The sequence below is a fragment of the Stenotrophomonas chelatiphaga genome (genome assembly GCF_032054965.1).
GTDB classification, from domain to species: Bacteria; Pseudomonadota; Gammaproteobacteria; order Xanthomonadales; family Xanthomonadaceae; genus Stenotrophomonas; species Stenotrophomonas chelatiphaga.
The window spans coordinates 481,902-502,826 of record NZ_DAMBRS010000001.1 but is presented as its reverse complement, the minus strand read 5'-3'; the positions used below and the strand labels follow the sequence as shown (position 1 = coordinate 502,826).

At 68.8% G+C, this 20,925-nt stretch carries 18 protein-coding genes; 2 read left to right on the top strand and 16 right to left on the bottom strand.

All coding sequences use genetic code 11. From position 1 onward, the window contains the following. Window positions 1-2: 2 nt before the first annotated feature. The 16 genes from glgX to moaA form a co-directional block, all read right to left on the bottom strand. Window positions 3-2,111, bottom strand: a complete 2,109-nt coding sequence (glgX, locus tag RTX79_RS02570; RefSeq protein ID WP_312681582.1) for a glycogen debranching protein GlgX — start codon at window positions 2,109-2,111, stop codon at window positions 3-5. Further along, window positions 2,098-2,274 (bottom strand): DUF2934 domain-containing protein, encoded by a 177-nt coding sequence (locus tag RTX79_RS02565; protein WP_309685700.1) that lies wholly within the window; start codon window positions 2,272-2,274, stop codon window positions 2,098-2,100. Before RTX79_RS02565 ends, glgX begins: the two co-directional genes overlap by 14 nt. Continuing rightward, window positions 2,264-4,801 carry a malto-oligosyltrehalose synthase gene (gene treY, locus RTX79_RS02560; protein WP_312681581.1) on the bottom strand — a complete coding sequence of 846 codons (2,538 nt, stop codon included), beginning with the start codon at window positions 4,799-4,801 and terminating at the stop codon, window positions 2,264-2,266. The genes RTX79_RS02565 and treY overlap by 11 nt, the downstream gene beginning before the upstream one ends. Beyond that, complete coding sequence (locus RTX79_RS02555; RefSeq protein ID WP_312681580.1) at window positions 4,798-6,675, bottom strand: 4-alpha-glucanotransferase; 1,878 nt, start codon at window positions 6,673-6,675, stop codon at window positions 4,798-4,800. The genes treY and RTX79_RS02555 overlap by 4 nt, the downstream gene beginning before the upstream one ends. After that, entirely contained in the window at window positions 6,672-8,411 is a 1,740-nt protein-coding gene (gene treZ, locus RTX79_RS02550; protein WP_312681578.1) for a malto-oligosyltrehalose trehalohydrolase, read from the bottom strand. Before treZ ends, RTX79_RS02555 begins: the two co-directional genes overlap by 4 nt. Further along, window positions 8,408-10,582, bottom strand: coding sequence for a 1,4-alpha-glucan branching protein GlgB (gene glgB, locus RTX79_RS02545; RefSeq protein WP_312681576.1), 2,175 nt, complete (start codon window positions 10,580-10,582; stop codon window positions 8,408-8,410). The genes treZ and glgB overlap by 4 nt, the downstream gene beginning before the upstream one ends. A 56-nt stretch (window positions 10,583-10,638) precedes the next feature. Beyond that, on the bottom strand, window positions 10,639-12,171 hold the full coding sequence (gene glgA / locus RTX79_RS02540; protein ID WP_428695950.1) for a glycogen synthase GlgA: 1,533 nt from the start codon (window positions 12,169-12,171) through the stop codon (window positions 10,639-10,641). Window positions 12,172-12,482: 311 nt separating this feature from the next. Beyond that, window positions 12,483-12,959, bottom strand: a complete 477-nt coding sequence (locus RTX79_RS02535) for a DUF421 domain-containing protein (RefSeq protein WP_057507675.1) — start codon at window positions 12,957-12,959, stop codon at window positions 12,483-12,485. 50 nt (window positions 12,960-13,009) lie between these two features. Further along, on the bottom strand, window positions 13,010-13,696 hold the full coding sequence (locus tag RTX79_RS02530; RefSeq protein ID WP_057507676.1) for an ATP-binding cassette domain-containing protein: 687 nt from the start codon (window positions 13,694-13,696) through the stop codon (window positions 13,010-13,012). Next, the gene (modB, locus tag RTX79_RS02525) at window positions 13,686-14,369 is read right to left on the bottom strand and encodes a molybdate ABC transporter permease subunit (protein WP_309685713.1); all 684 of its coding nucleotides are present in this window, start codon (window positions 14,367-14,369) and stop codon (window positions 13,686-13,688) included. The genes RTX79_RS02530 and modB overlap by 11 nt, the downstream gene beginning before the upstream one ends. A gap of 3 nt (window positions 14,370-14,372) precedes the next feature. Continuing rightward, window positions 14,373-15,116: a molybdate ABC transporter substrate-binding protein gene (modA, locus tag RTX79_RS02520; protein WP_312681568.1), complete on the bottom strand. Its 744-nt coding sequence runs from the start codon at window positions 15,114-15,116 to the stop codon at window positions 14,373-14,375. Window positions 15,117-15,130: 14 nt separating this feature from the next. After that, on the bottom strand, window positions 15,131-15,622 hold the full coding sequence (locus tag RTX79_RS02515) for a molybdenum cofactor biosynthesis protein MoaE (protein WP_312681566.1): 492 nt from the start codon (window positions 15,620-15,622) through the stop codon (window positions 15,131-15,133). A gap of 2 nt (window positions 15,623-15,624) precedes the next feature. Beyond that, window positions 15,625-15,885, bottom strand: coding sequence for a MoaD/ThiS family protein (locus RTX79_RS02510; RefSeq protein WP_312681564.1), 261 nt, complete (start codon window positions 15,883-15,885; stop codon window positions 15,625-15,627). After that, on the bottom strand, window positions 15,882-17,138 hold the full coding sequence (locus tag RTX79_RS02505) for a molybdopterin molybdotransferase MoeA (RefSeq protein ID WP_312681563.1): 1,257 nt from the start codon (window positions 17,136-17,138) through the stop codon (window positions 15,882-15,884). The genes RTX79_RS02510 and RTX79_RS02505 overlap by 4 nt, the downstream gene beginning before the upstream one ends. Next, a complete protein-coding gene (gene moaCB, locus RTX79_RS02500) occupies window positions 17,135-18,133 on the bottom strand; it encodes a bifunctional molybdenum cofactor biosynthesis protein MoaC/MoaB (RefSeq protein ID WP_312681562.1) in 999 nt (332 codons plus the stop codon). The genes RTX79_RS02505 and moaCB overlap by 4 nt, the downstream gene beginning before the upstream one ends. Window positions 18,134-18,141: 8 nt before the next feature. Further along, a complete protein-coding gene (gene moaA, locus RTX79_RS02495) occupies window positions 18,142-19,137 on the bottom strand; it encodes a GTP 3',8-cyclase MoaA (RefSeq protein WP_057506826.1) in 996 nt (331 codons plus the stop codon). 333 nt (window positions 19,138-19,470) lie between these two features. Here moaA and RTX79_RS02490 point away from each other — a divergent pair, with 333 nt between their 5' ends. After that, window positions 19,471-20,133: an HAD family hydrolase gene (locus RTX79_RS02490; protein WP_312681556.1), complete on the top strand. Its 663-nt coding sequence runs from the start codon at window positions 19,471-19,473 to the stop codon at window positions 20,131-20,133. Beyond that, window positions 20,130-20,915 (top strand): DeoR/GlpR family DNA-binding transcription regulator, encoded by a 786-nt coding sequence (locus tag RTX79_RS02485; protein ID WP_312681554.1) that lies wholly within the window; start codon window positions 20,130-20,132, stop codon window positions 20,913-20,915. The genes RTX79_RS02490 and RTX79_RS02485 overlap by 4 nt, the downstream gene beginning before the upstream one ends. Window positions 20,916-20,925 lie beyond the last annotated feature (10 nt).

Genomic DNA, 20,925 nt, shown 5'->3' with positions numbered 1-20,925 from the left:
CGTCAGCTGCTGCTTGCCGCCAGCAGGCACAGGCTGTGGGCGGGCAGCTGCCACTGACCGTCGGGGTCCTGCTGCAACGGCGCTTCCGGGGTCTGCAGCAGGACCTTGCGGAACTCCATGCCGTCCAGTTCCACGCGGTAGGCCTGCGGCGTGGTGCCGGTGTTGATCAACAGCGCCAGGCTGACATGCCGGCCCGGCTCCTGCAGGCCACTGTCCGGACTACGGCCATCGAGCACGATGGTCAGCGCCCGTCGCTCACCGTCATGCCAGTGCACCTCCTGCATCCGGTGTCCTTCCGGCGTGAACCAGTGGATGTCGCCGCTGCGTTGTCCTGCATCGCGCAGGAAGCGGTTGCGGCGCAGCAGTCCATAGCGGCGCCGCAGCAGCAGCAGGCGGCGGACGAAGGCCAGCTGGGCCTGCGCCAACGGTTGTTCGGCGCGCTCCCAGTCGATCCACGCAAGCTCGTTGTCCTGGCAGTAGACGTTGTTGTTGCCCTGCTGGGTATGGCCGAACTCATCGCCGGCCAGCAGCATCGGGGTGCCCTGTGACAGCAGCAGCGTCGCCAGCAGGTTGCGCATCTGCTGCGCCCGCAACGCCAGGATCGCCGGCTGTTCGGTCGGTCCTTCCACGCCGTGGTTGCTGGACAGGTTGTTGCCGTGTCCGTCGCGCCCCTCTTCCCCGTTGGCAAGGTTGTGCCGGTGCTCGTAACTGACCAGATCGTGCAGGCTGAACCCATCGTGGGCGGTAACGAAGTTGATGCTGGCCGATGGACGTCGGCCGTGGTGGTCGAACAGGTCCGCTGAACCGGTGAAGCGCGCGGCGAAGCCCGGCAGCTGCCCGCCATCACCGCGCCACAGCGCACGGCTGGTGTCACGGAATCGATCGTTCCATTCCGCCCAGCCCGGCGCGAAGGCCCCCAACTGGTAGCCGCCCGGACCGATGTCCCACGGCTCGGCGATCAGCTTGACCTGGCTCAGCACCGGATCCTGGCGCACGGCGTCCAGGAAACTGCAGGACGGATCAAAGCCATGCCTTTCCCTGCCCAGGATGGTGGCCAGGTCGAAGCGGAAACCATCCACGCGCATTTCCGTCACCCAGTACCGCAGTGAATCCATCACCATGCGCAGCGCACCGGCGTTGGTCAGGTCGAAGGTGTTGCCGGTCCCGGTATCGTTGATGTAATAACGACGGTCATCGCCCAGCCGGTAATAACTGGTGTTGTCGATGCCCTTGAACGACAGCGTCGGTCCCAGCTCATTGCCTTCGGCGGTGTGGTTGTAGGCAACATCCAGCAGCACTTCCAGCCCGGCATGGTGCATGCGCGCGACCATCTGCTTGAACTCGGCCACGGTGCCCAGCGACAGATAGCGCGGGTGCGGGGCGAAGAAGCCGATCGAATTGTAGCCCCAGTAGTTGCGCAGGCCCTGCTGCAGCAGGTGCTGCTCATCGATGAAGGCATGCACGGGCAGCAGCTCGATCGCGGTCACGCCCAGGTGCTTGAGATGGTCCACCAGCGCATCGTGGCGCAGCGCGGAGAACGTGCCGCGCTCGTCCTTGGATACGGACGGATGGCGCATGGTGAGCCCACGCACGTGCGCTTCGTAGATCACGGTGCGGTCCCACGGGGTGGCCGGCGCCCGTTCACTGCCCCAGCTGAAGGCCGGGTCGATCACCGCGCAGCGCGGCATGTAGGCGGCGCTGTCACGCTTGTCGAAACTCAGGTCGCGGTCGCGATGGCCGATGGTGTAGCCGAACAGGTGGGGCGCCCACTTGAGTTCGCCCACGATCTGCTTGGCATAGGGGTCAAGCAGCAGCTTATTGGGGTTGAAGCGATGCCCCGCGTCCGGCGCGTAGGGTCCATGCACGCGGTACCCGTAACGCTGGCCCGGACGCGCATCAGGCAGGTAGCCATGCCATATTTCGTCGGTGTATTCGGGCAGCGCGATGCGTTCTTTTTCGCGCCCGCGTTCGTCGAACAGGCACAGCTCGACGCGGGTGGCATGGCGGGAGTACAGCGCGAAATTGACCCCCAGCCCGTCCCAGCTGGCACCCAGCGGATACGGAAGCCCTTCGCGGACACGCGACGTCTGCGTCCATTTACGAAGGGCCACTGCCTGCCTCCGGGTCCCTTTCATGGGCGGCTGCTATGTCGGCCAGCACCAGCCGTTCGGCCATCTGCCAGTGCCGCTGCTGCTGCCCATCGGGACGACCTTCGGCTTCCCATATCTGGTGGGCCAGCGCAGCAGTGCGCGCCCGGCGTTGTTCAGCATCCATCCTCATCTCCGTTATCCAGAACCCAGATCGCCACGGGGGCCCCATCGAGCAGCGAGGCCGCATCGACGTCCTGCCCACCTTCACACCGCCGTGCATCCAGCAGGCTGCGCCAGTGTCCCACTGGCAGCGTGACGCGGCCGGCGTGGCCGGCGCCCTGCCGTAACAGGCCGGGGCCGGCCAGCTCCACGTCCACCGACGCGGCAGCATCGACCACCAGTACCATGCCGTGCGAGCCGGCCAGCCGCCCCAGCGCCCATACCGCACCGTGCGCGGCCAGCGACGTCAACGGGGCGGCACCGAACAAGTCCGGCATGGCGGCGCGGCAGCGCAGCAGGGTAGCCAGCAGCAGCGCCTTGGGCGCGCCATCGGACCAGGCCCGCAGCGTCTGCTGCCAGTCCGGTGCAGCGGCCAGCCACGCACGCCGTTGCGCGTAGTCCACCGCGCCGCGGTTGTCCGGATCGACCATGCTGGTATCCCAGCCCTCGTTGCCCTGGTAGATATCCGGCACCCCCGGGCAACACAGCTGCAGGGCCAGCTGGACCAGCCCCAGGCGCGCCGCATGTGGCGCAATGCCATGCACGAACGCCTCCACGGCCGAACGCAGCACCGCCGCCTCCGGGCTGCCGCCAAACCACGACAACCAGTCGGCTGCCGCCTGCTCCAGGACCGGGTCGGGGTCACTCCAGCTGCTCACCCGCTTGCCTTCACGCAGGGCCTTCTGCAACCAGCCACCGACGCGCGCGATGAAGGCGGCATCCACCGCTTCCGCCTGCAGTGGCCAGCTGCCGACCAGGGTCTGCCACAGCATGCTGGTTTCGCCACCCGGCAGCGGGCACGGATGCCCGGCCGCGACCGCCAGCGCATTCCAGTGGCGCTGCTGGTCTGCCCAGTACGCCACGTTCCAGCTCAGCACCGCCAGCCGACAGCGAGCATCCGGGCCGCGCTTGTGGTCGTGGGTGGCCACGGCAAGCAGCGCCTGCGGCCAGTGCTGCGCGCGTTGCCCGGCGCAGAACAGGAACTGCTCCAGAGGCAGGTGGATCCGGGCCGGGTCACTGCCCACTTCGTTGCGCGACAGCAGCCGCGCGTACCGATAGAAGGTGGTGTCCTCGACCGCCTTGGCGTTGAGCGGCGCGGTCAGCTGTTCGAACCGGGTGCGCAGGGCCGGGTGCTCGCATAGCCACGTACAGACATGCCGCAGCGCCGCGCGATCACCTTCACCCAGCTGCGCAGCGGCTGCCGTGGCGGCGTGGTCCAGCCACTGCTGGTCGGCTGCCGAGCGCAACCCGTGGGTGCGGTACACCGGGAAATGCTGCAGCAGGGCGATCGCTGCACGTTCGAACATGCCGCCGGTCAGGTCCGCTGCCCCGGGATCGTTCGCGCAGGGTTCGGCCAGGCCGCGAAGGAACCGATCAAGGTCGCAGCGCAGCGAGCCCTGCAGCATCTGCAGCCGGGCCTGCTGCTGCCAGGCATCGAAACCGCGTCCGTCCCCGCTCTGCGCCTGCCAGAGCGCCTGCAGGGCAGGTTCGGCGGCGCCGTCGTGCAGCAATGCGCCCACCTGGTCCATGAAGTCGTAACCGGTGGTCCCATCGCAGGTCCAGTCGGCCGGCAGCGCTTCACCGTCGGCGAGGATCTTCTCCACGTGCAGGGTGATCGAACCGGGCGGGACGCTGCGCTGCGCGGCCACGCCGTCCAGGCACGTCCGCAGCCGCTGCAGGTACCCGGCCGGATCGGCCAGCCCGTCGACATGATCGATGCGCAGGCCATCGACGTGGCCTTCGGCGACCAGCCGCAGCGGCAGCGCGTGCACCGCCTCGAAGACCTGCGGCTCTTCCACCTTCAACGCGACCAGCCCATCGATGTCGAAGAAGCGACGGTAGTTGGTGCGGTCAGCGCCGCTGCGCCACCACGCCAGCCGGTAGGCCTGGCGCTGCAGCAGGTCATGCAGCCGCTGCGGCGAGCGCTGGCAGCGCTCGACCCAGGCCGGCCAGCTGTCGGCCGCTGCAGGGAAGCTCAGCGGTGACAGCGGCAAAGTGAGGTCGTGGTGGCGCAGGCAGGGACCGGTCGCACCGATGTCAAGGCTCAGCACGCCGTCGGCAAGCGCAGCGGCCAGCGGTCTGTCCAGCACGGCCAGCCACAGCTTGCCCTCGCACCCGGGCGCCTCCCAGTCGATATCGAACCAGCCTGCATGCACGCTGCGCCGGCCGTGCCGCAGCACGTCGCTCCACCACCGGTTGCCCGGATGCGCCGCCATGTGGTTGGGCACGATGTCCAGCAGGATGCCCATGGCATGGGCCCGCACCGCGTCGGCCAGCCGCGCGAAACCGGCTTCGCCGCCCAGTTCGGGGCTGATCCGGGTGGGGTCGATGTTGTCATAACCGTGCGTTGACCCCGGGACGGCCGCCGCGATCGGTGAAAGGTACAGGTGGCTGATGCCCAGCCGTGCGAAATAATCGACCTGGGCTGCGGCGGCATCGAAATCAAAGCCGGCATGCAGCTGCAGGCGCACGCTGGCACGCAGCGCGGTCATGCGCCCACCGCCGGCATCCGCTGCGCGGCAAACGCAGACAGGCGCTGGTCGAGCGCAGTGTCGTCGTCCTGCAGCCGCAACCGCTGCCGCCAGTTCGGGTGTTCGTCCACGGTACCGGGCAGGTTCGGCTGCTCGATGATCCCCGCCGCGTCCTCCAGCGGCAGCAGCGCCAGCACCGACGGCGTACGCGCGGTGAAGGCCAACGCATCGCGCTGCAGGTCGCCACTGTCCAGACCTTCGGCCTGCACCTGCGCGGCCAGCTGCCGCACCTCGGCCTGGCGCTGTTCGAGCTGCAGCTGCTGCGCCGCTTCGCCGGTCCAGCCCAGTCGACGCCGCCACTGCAGGTCGCGCCCCTGCAGCCAGCCTGCAACAGGTGGCAGGTCATGGGTGGAGCTCATCGCCACGGCCGATGCACGCCACTGCCTGGCCGGCAGGAATCCCTGTCCATCGCGGCTGAAGGCCAGTACGTCCATGCCCAGTACGCCGCGCGACGCCAAGGCATCACGGATGCCGGGGGGCACCACCCCCAGGTCCTCGCCGATCACCACGCAGCGGTGGCGGCATGATTCAAGCACCAGCAGGTTGAGCAGGTCATCGAACGGGCAGCGCAGGTAGACGCCCTGCCCCGCGCCGGCACCCCGCGGCAGCACCCACAGCCGCAGCAGGCCCAGGATGTGGTCGATGCGCACGCCGCCGCGACGCGCCATCACCGCCCGCAGCAGGCTGATGAAGGGCGCATAGCCCTGCGCGCGCAGCGCACGTGGCGCGTACCCGGTGATGCCCCACGCCTGCCCATGCGGATTGAACGCGTCCGGGGGTGCGCCCAGCTCCAGGCCCTGCAGCACGGCACCGGCGTTGTCATGCGCCTCCACCCCGGCCGGATCGAAGCCGATCGCCAGGTCGGCGATCAGCCCGATCGCCATGCCGCGTTCGCGTGCATCACGCTGCACCTGGTGCCAGCTCGACTGCACCAGCCATTGCCCGAACGCCTGCACTGAAGCCGGCGTCCGGGACAAGGCGGCGGTGTGGCTGGCCCACGACGCCAGCGGCGCACCGTAGGCGGCAATTTCCGATTCGATAAGCTGCCAATGGCCAGGGCGGTGCGTCTGCAGCCACGCGGGCAACCGGCCTATCCACTGCCATTTCGCCGCCGCCGCCGCGGGCCAGTCGATCTGACCGGCCGCTTCGTGCAGGGCAAGGTCCGCATCAAGCCGGGGATCGGCGGCACGCACCGCCAGGGCCGCTTCGGCGAGGTGCTGCAGGGGCGCGCCATGCAACGGCTCCAGCCAGCGCCGGTCGCTCGGCGAATACGGACTGAAGCTGCTGCGGATCGGCATGTTGGCGTGGATCGGTGAAAGCCCGATCGCGTCCCCACCATGGCGCTGCAGGCGCGGCAGCCACGCTGCAATCCCGCCGCTGTCACCGATCCCGCCATCGCCTGCAGCGGACACGCCGTACACCTGCGTGGAAATGCCCCAGTAGCGGGGGCCATCGGCCCTGTCGGGGAACCATGCGTGCAGCGGCGCCACGGCCACGGCCTGCAGGCGTTCGCCCTGGCGCCAGTGCCAGTAGCCCGGAGTTGCCGGGGCAATCCACTGATCGGGACCGACCTGCTGCGCCGGCAGCTCCGCCCCCTGTTCCCCTACCCAATCGGCAGGCCCGGATCCCGCATCAGGCACCCGCAGCCCCTGGCCGGCGATGCAGGTCAGCAGCGGCGGGGAAACACCTTCCTCGTCGGTGTTCCCCTGCAGCGACAGCAACACCGCTTCGACCACGTCCCACGCCACGTCGCGCTCCACGCCGGCCACGTCGGTCCAGCGTACCTGCAGGCCGGCCTGGTCAGCGCGCTGCTGCAACGGATGGCGGCCGTTCATCCTGCCACCCAGTGCACCCGCACGCTGCCGGCGGCGATCCTGCCGGCCGCGGCGGGCTGCTGTTCCCACACCAGCGCGCCATCGGGAAGCGCGTGCTCCACCTCGGAATCGCCCACGTTGATCGCGATCCACCACTGCCCCTCCGGCAGCTGCCAGCCCGCCTGCACCGCCTGCCGTCCCAGTACCCGCGCGCCCAGCGAGCGCGCCTGCGCCAGTCCCGGTTGCAGGTAGCGACGACGCAGCGCAAGCAGTTCGGTGAACACGGCAAGATGCGCATCGGCATCTGCATCACCGGCCGCGGGCAGCATGACCCGGCACGCATCGAAGGTGGCGCGCGCATTGGGATCGGGAATCCGCTGGCGCTGGTCGGCATCGGCGAACGCGGCGAAACCGGCGAACTCGCGCCGTCGCCCCTCGCGTACGAGATCATCCAGCGGCGCCACGTAATCGGTGAAGAAAAGGAACGGTTGCCGCGCCTGCCACGGCTCGCCCATGAACAGCAACGGCACCATCGGCAGCAGCAGCACCAGCGCCAGCGCGGCGCGCGCATGCGCAGCGGGGACCAGTGTCACCAGCCGCTCGCCGAATGCCCGGTTGCCGATCTGGTCGTGGTTCTGCGCGAAGACCACGAAGCGCTGCGGCGGCACGTCCGCGCTCGGCTCACCGCGCAGTTCGCCCTTGTGGTTGCGCTCGCCCTGCCACGCAAATCCCTCCGAAAGCGCGCGCGCCAGCAACTGGGGTGCGCGCCCGGCGTAGTCGGCGTAATACCCTTCCACTTCGCCGGTCAGCATAACGTGCAGCGCATTGTGGACGTCATCGTTCCACTGCGCCTGGTAGTCCCCCCGCAGCCAGCGCGACTGGTTGCGTTCGTTTTCCAGCACCAGGTGAACATGCGGCCGCCCCGGGCAGCCCTCGCGTATCGCCTGCACAAGTTCACCCAGGAACGCATTCGGGGTGATCGCCTGCACCGCGTCCAGCCGCAAGCCGTCGAAACGATACTCCTGCAGCCACATCAAGGCGTTGTCGACGAAGAAGCGCTTGACCTGCGCCTGGGTGAAATCAATGGCCTCGCCCCACGGCGTGGGTGCATCGTGCTTGAAGAATGCCGAGGCATAGGTGTCCAGCAGGTTGCCCTGCGGCCCGAAATGGTTGTAGACCACGTCCAGCAGCACCGCCATGCCGTGTCCGTGGGCGGCGTCGACCAGCGCCTTGAGCGCGTCCGGATGCCCGTAGGCCTCGGCGGGCGCGTACGGGAAGACGCCGTCGTAGCCCCAGTTGCGCCGCCCCGGGAACTGCGCCACCGGCATCAGCTCCAGCGCGGTGATACCCATCGCGGCCAGCGCAGGCAACTGCGCCATCAGCCCGGCAATGCCCCCGCTGCAGCCCAGGTGCACCTCGTAGATCACCAGTTCCTGCCAGGGCCGCCCTTCCCATCGTGCCTGCCATGCGTGGCCATCATCGGGAAGCAGTGCGCTGGCACCCTCCACGCCGTGCGGCTGCCAGCGCGACGCAGGATCGGGCACCTGCGCCTGGCCATCGACCAGGAACCGGTACGGCGTTCCGCTGCTGCCCGAGGCCTCCAGGAAGAAGCAGCCCTCGTGTTCGGGCTGCATCGGATGCACCTCGCCATCGAGTACCAGTGCAACCTGCCCGGCATCGGGCGCCCACAGCCTGAACGCATAGCGTCCGTCGCCGAGCGGCCATGCGCCCAGCCGCCCCCTCCCCGCTGGCGTCATGCGTCGACCTGCAGGTAGAGCGTGGCCAGCGGCGGCAGGGTCAGCTGCAGCGAGTGCGGCTGCCCGTGCATGCTGTGCGGCTGGGTATGCAGTGCACCGCCGTTGCCCGCATTGCTGCCGGCGTAGAAAGCGCTGTCCGTGTTGAGCACCTCACGCCACTGCCCGGCACGCGGCACGCCTACGCGGTAATCGTGGCGTGGCACCGGGGTCAGGTTGCTGACCACCAGCAACGGCGGAGCGTGTCCGTGCGGATCGTGGCGGATGAAGGCGAACACGCTGTTGGCATGGTCATCGCCGATGCTCCATTCAAACGTGCGTTCGTCCTGCTCGTCGCGGTGCAGCGCGGGTTGAGCGCGCAGCAGCCGGTTGAGGTCACCGACCAGCCGGGCCACGCCGTGGTTGAACGGGCGCCCGGCCTGCTCCCAGTCCAGTGCAGCGTCATGGTTCCATTCGTGGGCCTGGCCGAACTCCCCGCCCATGAACAGCAGTTTGCTGCCGGGGTGCGCCCACATCAGTGCGTAATAGGCGCGCAGGTTGGCAAAGCGCTGCCACTCATCGCCGGGCATGCGCGCCAGCAGCGCGCCCTTGCCGTGCACCACTTCGTCATGCGACAGCGGCAGCACATACCGTTCGGAAAACGCGTAGACCAGGCCGAAGGTCATCTCGCTGTGGTGATGTTGGCGATGCACCGGGTCATGCTGCATGTAGCGCAGTGAGTCGTGCATCCAGCCCATGTTCCATTTGTGCGAGAAGCCGAGCCCGCCCTGCTCCACCGGCGCGGTGACCCCGGGCCATGCGGTGGACTCCTCGGCGATGACCATCACCTCGGGGAAGCGTGCCTGCAGCGTGGTGTTCATCCGCTTCAGGAAGGCGACCGCCTGCAGGTTCTCGCGCCCGCCATGTTCGTTGGCCACCCACTCGCCTTCGTTGCGGCTGTAGTCGCGGTACAGCATCGAAGCAACCGCATCCACGCGCAGGCCATCGACATGGAAACGTTCGATCCATTCCAATGCGCTGCCGATCAGGTAGCCAGCCACTTCATTACGGCCGTAGTTGTAGATCAGGGTGTGCCAGTCCTGGTGGAAGCCTTCGCGCGGGTCGGCGTGTTCGTACAGGGCGGTGCCATCGAAACGCTCCAGCCCGTGTGCATCGTTGGGGAAATGGGCGCTGACCCAGTCGACGATCACGCCGATGCCGGCCTGGTGGCAGCGGTCGACGAAGCGCGCGAAATCCTCTGGCGTACCGTGGCGCGCGGTCGGTGCGTAGATACCCAGCGGCTGGTAGCCCCACGAGCCACCGAAGGGATGCTCGCTGACCGGCAGCAGTTCGATGTGGGTGAAGCCCAGCCCCTGCACATGCGGGATGAGGCGGTCGCCCAGCGCGTTCCAGTCATAGGCATTGCCCTCGGCATCGCGCTGCCAGGATCCGGCATGGACTTCGTAGATCGACAGCGGGGCGTGGCGTGCGGCGGTGCGCTGTTGCATCCACTGCGCATCCTGCCACTGCCGTGCCTCGACCGGCGCCACGCGCGAGGCGGTGGCCGGCGGCAGTTCGGCCCAGCGCGCCATCGGGTCGGCCTTGTCGGCCAGGATCGTGCCGTCGGCCCCGGTGATGCGGTACTTGTAGCGCGCACCGGCCGCCACGCCGGGCAGGAACAGCTCCCACACCCCGCCATCATGGCGCAGCCGCATCGGGTGGCGGCGCCCGTCCCAGCCGTTGAATTCACCGACCACCGCGACGCGCTGCGCATTGGGCGCCCACACCGCAAAACGAACGCCGTCCACGCCGTCGACCTGCATCGGCAGGGCGCCGAGCGCGCGCATCGCCTCGCCGTCACCGTCGCGGATTCCTGCAAGCACGTCGTCCGGCAGCAGCGGCCAGAACCCATACGGATCCTCCATCCGCTGTTCACCCTCGGCCCAGCTGATCCGCAGCATCGCCCGGCCCGGGCCCGGCACCGCCAGCTGGAACAACCCATCGGCCGCCGTGGCAGCCAGCGCCTGTTCGGCCGCCTGGCTTGGCAGCCGCGCCCACACCGCCCGGGCTTCCGGCAGCAGCACACGCAGCACGTGCCCGCCCTTGCCATCGGCATGCACGCCCAGCCAGGCAAACGGGTCCACCGGTTCGCCGCGCGACAGCGCCAGCAACGACGCGGGAAGGGGATCAATCATTGCCGATACATCCGTTTCGCGCACCACGGCAGGCGATGGACCATGCTCACCGTCCATCATGCCGCCACCTGCCTTGCCTGCTGGTACAGGTCGAGGTAATGCCGCCCGGCGATGTCCCAGCCACTGGGGCGCAGCATCGCCGCACGCTGCATCGACCGCAGCAGCGACGGCATGCGGAAGGTGCGCAGCGCGCGTTCCACGCAGCGACGCATCACGTTGGCGGTGGCCTCATGGAACAGGAAGCCGGTCACGCCGTCATCCACGGTATCCACCAGTCCGCCGGTGGCATGCGCGATGGGCAGGCAGCCGAACCGCTGGGCATACATCTGGCTCAACCCGCACGGTTCGAAGCGCGAGGGCATCAGCAGGAAATCGGCGCCGGCGAACATCTGCCGGGCCAGTTGTTCATCGAATCCGATCCACGCCCCGACCTGCCCGGGGAAGCGCCGCGCCAGCGCGCGGACCTGTTGTTCGACCTGCGGCTCACCGCCGCCGATCACCACCAGCTGGCCACCGGCCGCGATGATCTGCGGGGCAACGTCACAGGTGATGTCCAGGCCCTTCTGGTGCACCAGCCGGCTGACCACCGCGAACAACGGGCCGCCACTGTCGCGCAGGCCGAAGGCCTGGCGGACGCTGGCGGCATTGTCGGCCCGGCCAGCGCACTGCTGCACGCTGAAATGGGCGCTCAGGTGCTGGTCCGAGCGCGGATCCCAGCTGGCGTCGATACCGTTGACGATACCGCTCAGGTGACCGCGCGCGGCGCGGCGTGCCAGCAGCGCATCCAGTCCGCAGCCATCCGCCGGTGCGGTGATCTGCTCGGCATAGTTCAGGCTTACGGTATTCAGTCGCGTGGCATTGACGATCCCCGCCTGCAGGAAGGACATGTGGCCGAAGAACTGCATTTCCTCCAGGTGCCCGGCCGGGATCCCCAGCGCCTCGGAAAGCGCGTACGGGAACAAGCCCTGGTAGGCCAGATTGTGGATGGTCAGCAGGGTGGCCACCTGCGTGCCGTCCCAGCGCACGTACGCGGCCGCCAGCGCGGTCGGCCAGTCATTGAGGTGCAACAGGCCCGGCTTCCATTCCATGCCGGTGCGGCCCGCAGCGATTTCCGCCGCGGCGTGCGACAGGGTCGCGAAGCGGATCGCGTTGTCCTTCCATTCCTTGCCTGCATGGTCGACGTACGGCGTGCCTTCGCGGTCGAACAAGGGGCCGTTGAGCAGTACGTAGATCGGCAGCCCGTCGCTCTGCATCGCCCGTCCGATGCGGCAGGCTGGCAGGTGGCCGCGAGGTGCCACGCTGCCGACCACTTCGATCGAGCGCAGCCGCGACAGCACCTCCGGATAGCCCGGAATCAGCACCCGCACATCACACGCGCCGCGCAGGGCGCGCGGCAATGAAGCGGCGACATCACCGAGGCCACCGGCCTTGATGAAGTCGGCCATTTCAGAAACGACGAACAGGACCGGCTCGCCACGATCCACCGATGCAACGGCGGGGACGAACCGGCCGCGCACATCACGCCGGCGCGAGCGCTGGCTCGTCTTGCGCGCGACAGGGGACGGCTTTGGACGACTGAAGGGAGGCATCGTGTTCATCAGGGGGCTCGAAAGGCGTGCAGAGTGGCGTACCCAGCCGCCCGTTCAGGCAGCGAGGTAGTAATCGGGGATCGGCGCGGGCGTGGGGGACGCTGGCGTTGCTCTTGCAGTGAATCTATACCTGCAGCGAATCAACCCTTCGTGAAATCAGAGCGCACTCTGTGTGACATTGCGTAATGAGCGCCGTACAGCGACGCATGAGGGCGCTGATGAACTGCTTCAGAAACGAATGCGACAGCGCCACTGCGCGTGAACTGCGCAGCATTGCGACATCGCGCGCGCTGCAAACGGCGGCGTACGTTTCAGTCCGGCCGTGGCGTGATGGTGATGCGCCCGGACGTTTCCAGCATCGCCAGTTCAATGTCGGCATGCTGCCGACAGCCCTCGCTGCGCATCGCGACATCGAGATCGGCGGGGGAGAGATTGCAGTGGCGCAACTGGTTCCAGAACACCGTGCCATTGCGCACCAGCACCACCGGTGCCCCTTCCACGAGGCGGTCCAGCCGACGGTTGCGCGCGGTCACGAAACCTACCAGCCAGTTCAACGACAACAGCGTGGCCGCCAGCAGCAGCCCACCGAGCAGCGAGCTGTCCTGGCCGATCAGTGAGTTCTGCACGGCATTGCCCAGCAGCACGATGACCAGCACGTCGAAGGCAGTGGACTGTCCGAGCGAGCGCTTGCCGCTGAGCCGCGTCATCAGCAGCACGATCACATACACGGCCACGGCGCGCAGGATGAACTCCCACCACGGCATGCTCAATGTCCACAGATCACTCATGACGCGCCCTTCCCTCGCCGATGACACGACCTGTTCTAGTGCAGCTGCTGTCAGCGGGCAGTGAGCGGTCCGGGCTGCAGCGTACGGCCATCGGCCAGCCGCAGTACCTGTTGGCCGAACATCGTCACGTCCTGCGGATCATGGCTGATCAGCAGCAGCGGAATGCCGGCCTGCTCCAGCACCGCCTGCAGCTCGCTGCGCAGGTGTGCACGCAGATCATGGTCCAGCGCGGCGAAGGGTTCATCCAGCAGCAACGCACGCGGCCGGGTCACCAGTGCCCTGGCCAGCGCCGTGCGTTGACGCTGGCCGCCGGACACCTGCGATGGCATCAGGTCCCCCAGGCGCTCGATGCGCAGCGCCTGCAGCCAGTGCTCCACTTCGGCATGGCGGCCGCCGCGGCGTGGATTCCACCATCCGGTCTGCAGGCCGAAGGCAACGTTCTGGCGCACCGTAAGGTGCGGGAACAACGCGTAATCCTGGAACACATACCCAAGCCGGCGCGCGCGTGCCGGCAGGCAGATGCCGGCGGCGGCATCGAACAGCACCTGGCCATCCAGCACGATGCGGCCGGCGTCGGGCGTGAGCAGCCCGGCGATGGCCTTCAGCGTCAGGCTCTTGCCGGCACCGGACGGGCCGAACAGCACCACGTGGCGCTGGCTGCAGTGCAGCTGCACCTGCAGGCGGAAGTGCTGGCCGGCGGCCTGCAGGTGACGGCTGATATCGGCTTCAAGCCACATCACGCACCTCCTGCCGGCGACCACCCACCAGTCGCGCAGCCACCAGCAGCACCACGATGCAGACCGCCGAGGTGAGCAGCACCAGCGTATTGGCGCGGCCATCCTGGCCCGCCTGCACTGCCTCGTAGATGGCGATGGACAAGGTCTGGGTGCGCCCGGGAATGCTGCCGGCCACCATCAGCGTGGCACCGAATTCCCCCATCGCGCGGGCGAACGCCAACAACAGCCCCGCCAGGATGCCGCGCCAGGCCAGCGGCAGCGTGATGCGGAAGAACACCGCCGCCTCAGTGGCACCCAGCGTGCGCGCTGCCTGCTCCAGCTGGCCGTCCACGCCTTCGAAGGCCGCGCGGGCCGGCTTGAACACCAGCGGCAGGGCCGCCACCGCGGCGGCGATCACGGCCGCCTGCCAGGTGAATACCAGGTTGATGCCGAAGCTGGACTGCAGCCACCCGCCCAGCGGACCGTTGCGACCGATCAGCACCAGCAGGTAGTAACCGAGCACGGTCGGCGGCAGCACCATCGGCAGGGTCAGCAGCGTGTCCAGCAGTTCGCGCCCGGGGAAGCGGCGGCGGGCCAGCAGCCAGCCCAGCGCGACACCCAGCACAAGGTTTATCGCAGTGGCCCAGCCGGCCACCTTCAGCGACAACCCGAGTGCGCTCCAGTCCAGGTCCATCGGTCAGGGCGAGCTGAAGCCATGCCGGCGCAGGATCGCCTGGCCCGCTGCCGATTGCACGAAGCTGACGAAGCGCTTCGCCTCGGCCGCCCTGCTGCTGTGCGAAGCCACCGCCAGCGGATAGGTGATGCCGGCGCTGACCGGCACCTGGAAGGCGCGCTTGACACGGCCTGGCATCGCCTGCGCGTCGGTGGCATAGACGAAACCGGCGTCCACTTCGCCGCGGGCCACGTAGTCCAGCGACTGGCGCACGTTCTGGGTGGTGATCGCCTTGGGCTGCACGGCGGTCCACAGTGCGGCGGACTGCAGCGCGGCGCGTGCATAACGACCCACCGGCACGCTGTCCGGGTTGCCGATGGCCACCCGCGTGACCGCCGGTTGCGCGAGCGACTGCAGCGAGGTCAGGGGCAGTGCGCTGTCCGGCGGCACGATCACCCACAGCGCGTTGCGCGCGAACACCTGGCGGGTGGCCAGGTCGACGTGGCCGCCCTGCACCGCCTGGTCCATGGTGGCCTCATCGGCCGACGCGAGGATGTCCACCGGCGCCCCGCGCGCGATCTGCTGCAGCAGGACGCCGGAGGCGGCGAAGTTCAGGTCGACCCGGGTGCCGGGATGCGCCTTCTGGTAGGCGCTGGCGATCTCGCGGAAGCTTTCGGTCAGGCTCGAGGCCGCCGATACGGTCAACTCTGCGGCACCCGCCAGCGGCGCCGCGGCGAGCAGCAGGAACGTGGCAATCAGGGTTTTCATCGGATGGGTCTCTTTCAGGATATCGGCGGCGGCGGTGCGGGGCGGGCCCCATCGTCGGCGTGGCACAGCGAACAACCTTCGCTCCAGACGCTGTCGCCGTCCAGGTAGTGCTCCTGTTTCCAGATCGGGCTGCGATGCTTGACCGCTTCGATCAGCGCGCGGCAGGCCTTGAAGGCCTCGTCGCGGTGCGGCGTTCCGGCGGCCACCACCACCGCCGTATCGCCGACCGCCAGGCGCCCCTTGGCATGCGCCACGTAGAGTTTCACCCGCGGCCCGAACTGCCCGCGCACCTCAGCGACCAGTCGTTCGAACTCGGCCATCACCAACGGGTCGAACAGGTCGTAGGTGATGCCCTGTACCGGGCGCCCGTGATTGAGGTCGCGCACTTTGCCGATGAATACATCGATACCGCCGAAGCCGGGATCGGACACGAACGCGATCGCCTCGGCCGCATCGATGGCCGCGCTGGCGCGTTCGACGATCATCCACTGGTCCTGCTCTGGCATGCTCATCCTCCACTCACCGGCGGCAGGATCGCCACGCGCCCGTCATCGGGCAGCGCGTCATCATCGCGCAGCACCTGCTGCTGGTCGGAGAACGCCGAATAGTCCAGCAATCCAGCGCGGAACGCGGGCCAGCGCAGCGGCAGCAGCGCTTTCAACGCCGCACGCAGATGCGCTACCTGGCCGCCGGCCACCTCCACCGCGATTTCGCGCGTGGGATCCAGTTCGGAAAACGCGCCGAACAACTGCACCGTCACCTGCCTCATGCCTGCTCCTGTCGATTCACCTGCAGGGGCGTTGCATGGCCCCAGCCCATCACCTGCACCGGGGTTCCCGCCGGGGCATGGCTACCCGCTTCATCCAGTACCGCCCACGCATTGGCCTGCAATGAAGACTTCAGGCGGAATGACTCCTGCCCGGCCAACAGGCGCACGCCCAGCTGCCCGCTGGCATCCACCTCCACCCGTGCACGCGCGTGGAAGCGCAGGCCTTCCGGCTTGTCCGCGGCCGCCAGCAGGGGCAGGCGCAGCGCGACCTCCGCAGGCAGGCCGAGCATGCCGCGCAACAGCGGCTCCACGAAGAAGCGCTGGCCGACCGCGGTCGATACCGGGTTGCCCGGCAGGCCGAAGTACAGCGCGCCGCAGGGTAGCCGCGCGAACAACACCGGCTTGCCCGGACGGATCGCCACCTTGTGGAACAGGATCTGCGCCCCGCGCGCCTGCAGCGCGGCGGGAATGAAATCGTAGCGGCCGGCGGACACCGCGCCGGTACTCACCAGTACGTGCGCGCCGCCGGCAAGCGCCTGGTCCATCGCCTGATCGAAGGCGGCTGCGTCGTCACCCACCAGCGCATCGGCAACCACCTGCGCACCCGCCAGTTGCAGCCGGGCGATCAGCGCGGGTCGGCTGCTGTCACGGATCTGTCCGGACTGCAGGGCCTGCCCTGCCTGGCTGACCAGCTCCTTGCCGGTGGCGATGACGGCCGCGCGCGGACGCACCCGGACCCTCACCTGCCCTGCGCCGATGGCGTGCAGCAGGCTCAGCGCATTGAGGTCCAGGCACTCACCTTCGGCCAGCACCTGCTCGCCGGACTGCACGTCCTGCCCGCGCAGGCGCACGAACTGCTGCGGTGCCACGTCGGCGCGCAGCCGGATGCGAAGCGGGCGCCGCCCTTCGCTGCGCAGGATCTCCACCTGCTCCACCGGCACCACGCTGTCCAGGCCATCGGGAAGGCGTGCCCCGGTCATGATTTCCCAGGCGCCGTTGCCCGCCACGCTCGCCGCATCCCCCGCGGCCTGCCACCCTGCTACGTTGAATTCGCTGCCGGCCGTGGCCGTGGATCCATCAAGGCGCAGCGCGAAGCCATCCATCGCTGAATTGTCGAACGGAGGAACGCACTGCGGGCTGTAGACCGGCGCGGACAGCGTTCGACCGCACGCCTGGTCCAGCGCGACCGGCTCGTCGGGCAGCAATGCTGCCGCCTCCATCACGATGCGAAGTGCCTCGGCATAGGCGATCACGCGTGCCCCCTGCCGGTCACCATCGCCAGTGCATGGCCCAGCAATGGCGCCAGCATCTCCAGGCATTGCGCGGCGGCGCGCGGGCTGCCCGGCAGGGCGAACACCAGCATGCCGTCCAGCTGCACCACTTCGGCGCGGCTGAGCCAGGCCATCGGCGTGTGCTGGGCGCTGAGCGCGCGCAGCATCTGCGCCAGCCCATCGACCCGCCGGCCACCCAGCGACTGGAGCGCTTCCGGGGTCAGGTCACGCGGCCCCAGTCCGGTGCCGCCGGTGCACAGGCACAGCTGCACGCCCTCCGCCGCCAGCGCGCGCAGGCGCGAGGCCAGCGGTTCGATGCCATCGGCCAGCAGCTCCGCGTGCAGCACCTGCGCACCCAGCGCCTGCAGGCCCTCCACCAGTACGGGTCCGGAACGATCCTCGTAGCGGCCATCGCTGGCCCGATCACTCAGGGTCAGGACCGCGCTCCGCGCGCCGTCCAACTGCAACGGCGCACGCGGGGCGAAGCGTTCGGCTTCCTGCGCATCCATGCCCTGCGGATGGATCCATACCCCGCGCTTGCCACCTTCTTTGAACAGCAGCCGCACGCCACCGATCTCCAGCGCCGGTTCGACCGGTTTGGTCAGGTCATAGAGGGTCAGCAGCGCGGCGTTGACCCCGGCCAGGGCCTCCATCTCCACCCCGGTGCGGGCCTCGCTGGCACACTCGCACCACACGCGGATGGCGTGCCGTGCGGGCACCGGCGCACAGTGCACGCGAACCAGTTCCAGCGGCAGCGGGTGGCACAGCGGCATCAGCGCGGAGGCCATCTTGGCGCCCTGCAGCCCGGCGATCTCCGCCATCACCAGCGCATCGCCCTTGGGCAGGCGGCGCTCGACGATCATCGGGTACGCCAACGGACCTGCCAGCAGTTCGCCGACCGCCACCGCGCGACGTCGGGTGATCCGTTTGTCACGCACATCGGCCATGTGGAAGGCCGCGCTCATCTCACCGCTCATGCTGTGTTTCATCCTCCAATGGAGGCCAGGTGCGGGATCAGCCCGGTCTGGCCCTGGTGCAAGCCGTGGCCGGCCGCCTTCAACCCGAGCTGGGTCGTGATGCGGGCCAGCAGGGCATCGAAATCGTCATCGGACTGCAGCAGCGGGCGCAGTGGCACGCCGAACTCACCGAACAGGCACAGCCGCAGGTCACCGCGCGCGGTCACCCGCAGGCGGTTGCAGCTGCTGCAGAAGTCACGGGCATACGGGGCGATGATGCCAACCGTGCCACGGTGGCCCGGATGGCCGAACTCGCGCGCCGGCCCCGCATCGGGATACCGCGGGCGTTCGCTCCAGCCGGCCTCCAGCAACTGGGTGATGACCTCGTCCGCGCGCCGGTGGTGCTGCAGGAAGTAGGCCTCGTTGTCGCCGGTGCGCATCAGTTCAATGAAGCGCACGCTGACCGGCCGCTCGCGCAGGAACTCCATCCACTGCGGCAGTTCGTCGTCATTCACGCCACGCAGCAGTACCGCGTTGAGTTTCACCGACGCGATGCCCAGCGCCTGGGCCATCTGCAGGCCCTGCAGGATCTCCGGCTGCCGGTCATGGCCGGTCAAAGCATGGAAGCGATCGCGCTGCAGGCTGTCCATGCTGACGTTCAACGCGGTCAGGCCGGCACGATGCCAGCCGGGCAACCGGCGTGGCAGCAACGTGCCATTGGTGGTGATGGCCACCTTGCGGATGCCCGGCACGGCGGCGACCGCTTCGATGATCTGTTCCAGGTCCTTGCGCAGGCTGGGCTCGCCACCGGTCAGGCGGATCTTGTGCATCCCCAGGGCCGCAAAGCCACGCACCAGCCGCTGGATCTCCGCGACGCCGAGGAAGCGCGGACCGGCCTCCCCCTGGTAGCCATCGGGCAGGCAGTAGCTGCAACTGAAATTGCAGGCTTCGGTGAGCGACAGGCGCAGATACGGGAAGCGACGGCCAAAGCTGTCGCCGAGCGCGGGGGCGTCCCCATCAATCATTGCACTTACCCGTCCTACCGGCATGCGTTGTCCATCCGTCCACTTCCCATCGCCATCATGGGCTCCAGCGTACCGTCCGCGCCGTCGTGATGGGATGACTTTCGCGCGCGTTGCGATGCCAGGCTGCAGCGCTGCGCAGCAAGCAGCATTCCATTTCGGTTGCCTGCCGATTGATGAGGCACCCGTGCGGCCGCGAGCGCGGGCGATCGCGCGCCGGCCGAGGCAGCGTCTGTGCAGCAGGGCACTGCATACGTATGCACGATGCTGCACGGGCGTGCACGCACCTGCACGGATGCGCTAGCATGGCGCCCTGCCCCGACCCTGTGCCCGCCCATGCCCGCATCGCCGCCCCGCGCCCTGCTGCCTTCCGCGCCGCCGTCCTCGCTGATCTTCGACCTCGGCGGCGTGCTGATCGACTGGAACCCGCGCTATCTGTACCGCACTCTGTTCGACGATGCCGCGCGGATGGAGCACTTCCTCGAACACGTCTGCAGCCCGCAGTGGAATGCCGAGCAGGATGCGGGGCGCAGCTGGGAACAGGCGGTCGACGAACTGGCGGCCGAGCATCCGCACCAACGCGAGCTGATCGCCGCCTACTGGCTGCGCTGGCAGGAAACGCTGGGCGATGCGCTGCACGGTACGGTCGCCCTGCTGGCCGAGCTGAAGGCCGCGGGCGTTGCGCTGTATGCGCTGACCAACTGGTCGGCGCAGACCTTCCCGATCGCGCGCGAACGCTTCGGCTTCCTGTCCGCCTTCGACGATATCCTGGTGTCCGGCGAGGAAGGCCTGGCCAAGCCGGACCCCCGCATCTTCGAACGCGCGCTCCAGCGTTTCGGCGTCGAGCCATCGGCCACGCTGTTCATCGATGACGCCGCGGCCAACGTGCAGGCAGCAATGGGCCGGGGCATTCCTTCGCTGCTGTTCCGCAACGCCGACAGCCTGCGCGCGTCGCTGCATGCGCTGGGCCTGCCGGTTGCCGCGCAGGCACCGCGATGAACACTGCGGACACCCTGCCCGGCGAGCGCCAGCAGGCCATCCTGCAGTTGCTGCGCGAACACGGCCGGGTGCTTGCTTCACCGTTGGCGCTGCAGTTCGGCGTGTCCGAGGATTCCATCCGCCGCGATCTGCGCGACCTGGCCCAGCGCGGCCTGTGCCGGCGCGTGCACGGCGGCGCATTGCCCCTCACCCCGACCTTCCCGCCGCTGGCCGAGCGCCAGCAGCAGGACCTGCCGCGCAAGCACGCACTCGCCCTGCAGGCGGCCGGCCTGGTCCGCCACGGTGAGGTCATCGCACTGGATGCCGGATCGACCAACAGCGCCATTGCCACAGTGCTGCCGCGTGACCTGCAGTTGCAGGTGGTCACCAATGCACCGGACATCGCGCTGCTGTTGATGGCGCGCGAGGGCATCGAGGTCAGCCTGATCGGCGGCCGCGTGGACCGGCGCTCCGGCGCGGTGCTCGGCAGCCAGGCCATGGAAAGCCTCGACGGCCTGCACGTGGATGTCTGCTTCGCCGGCACCTGCGCGATCGATCGCGAGGGCACCGCCTGGGCGGTGGACGGCGAGGAAGCGGCCTTCAAGCGTGCGCTGGTGCGCTGCGCCGATCGCGTGGTGGTGGTGGCCAGCAATGAAAAACTCGGTGCGATCGCCAGCCATCGGATCGCCTCGCGCGCGCAGCTGGACCTGCTGCTGGTCGAAGCCGATGCGCCCGCCGCGCTGGTCGATGCGTTGCGCCTGCAGGGGCTGGACGTGATCGTCAGCGCCGCCCCCTCCTCCTGATTCCCCGACC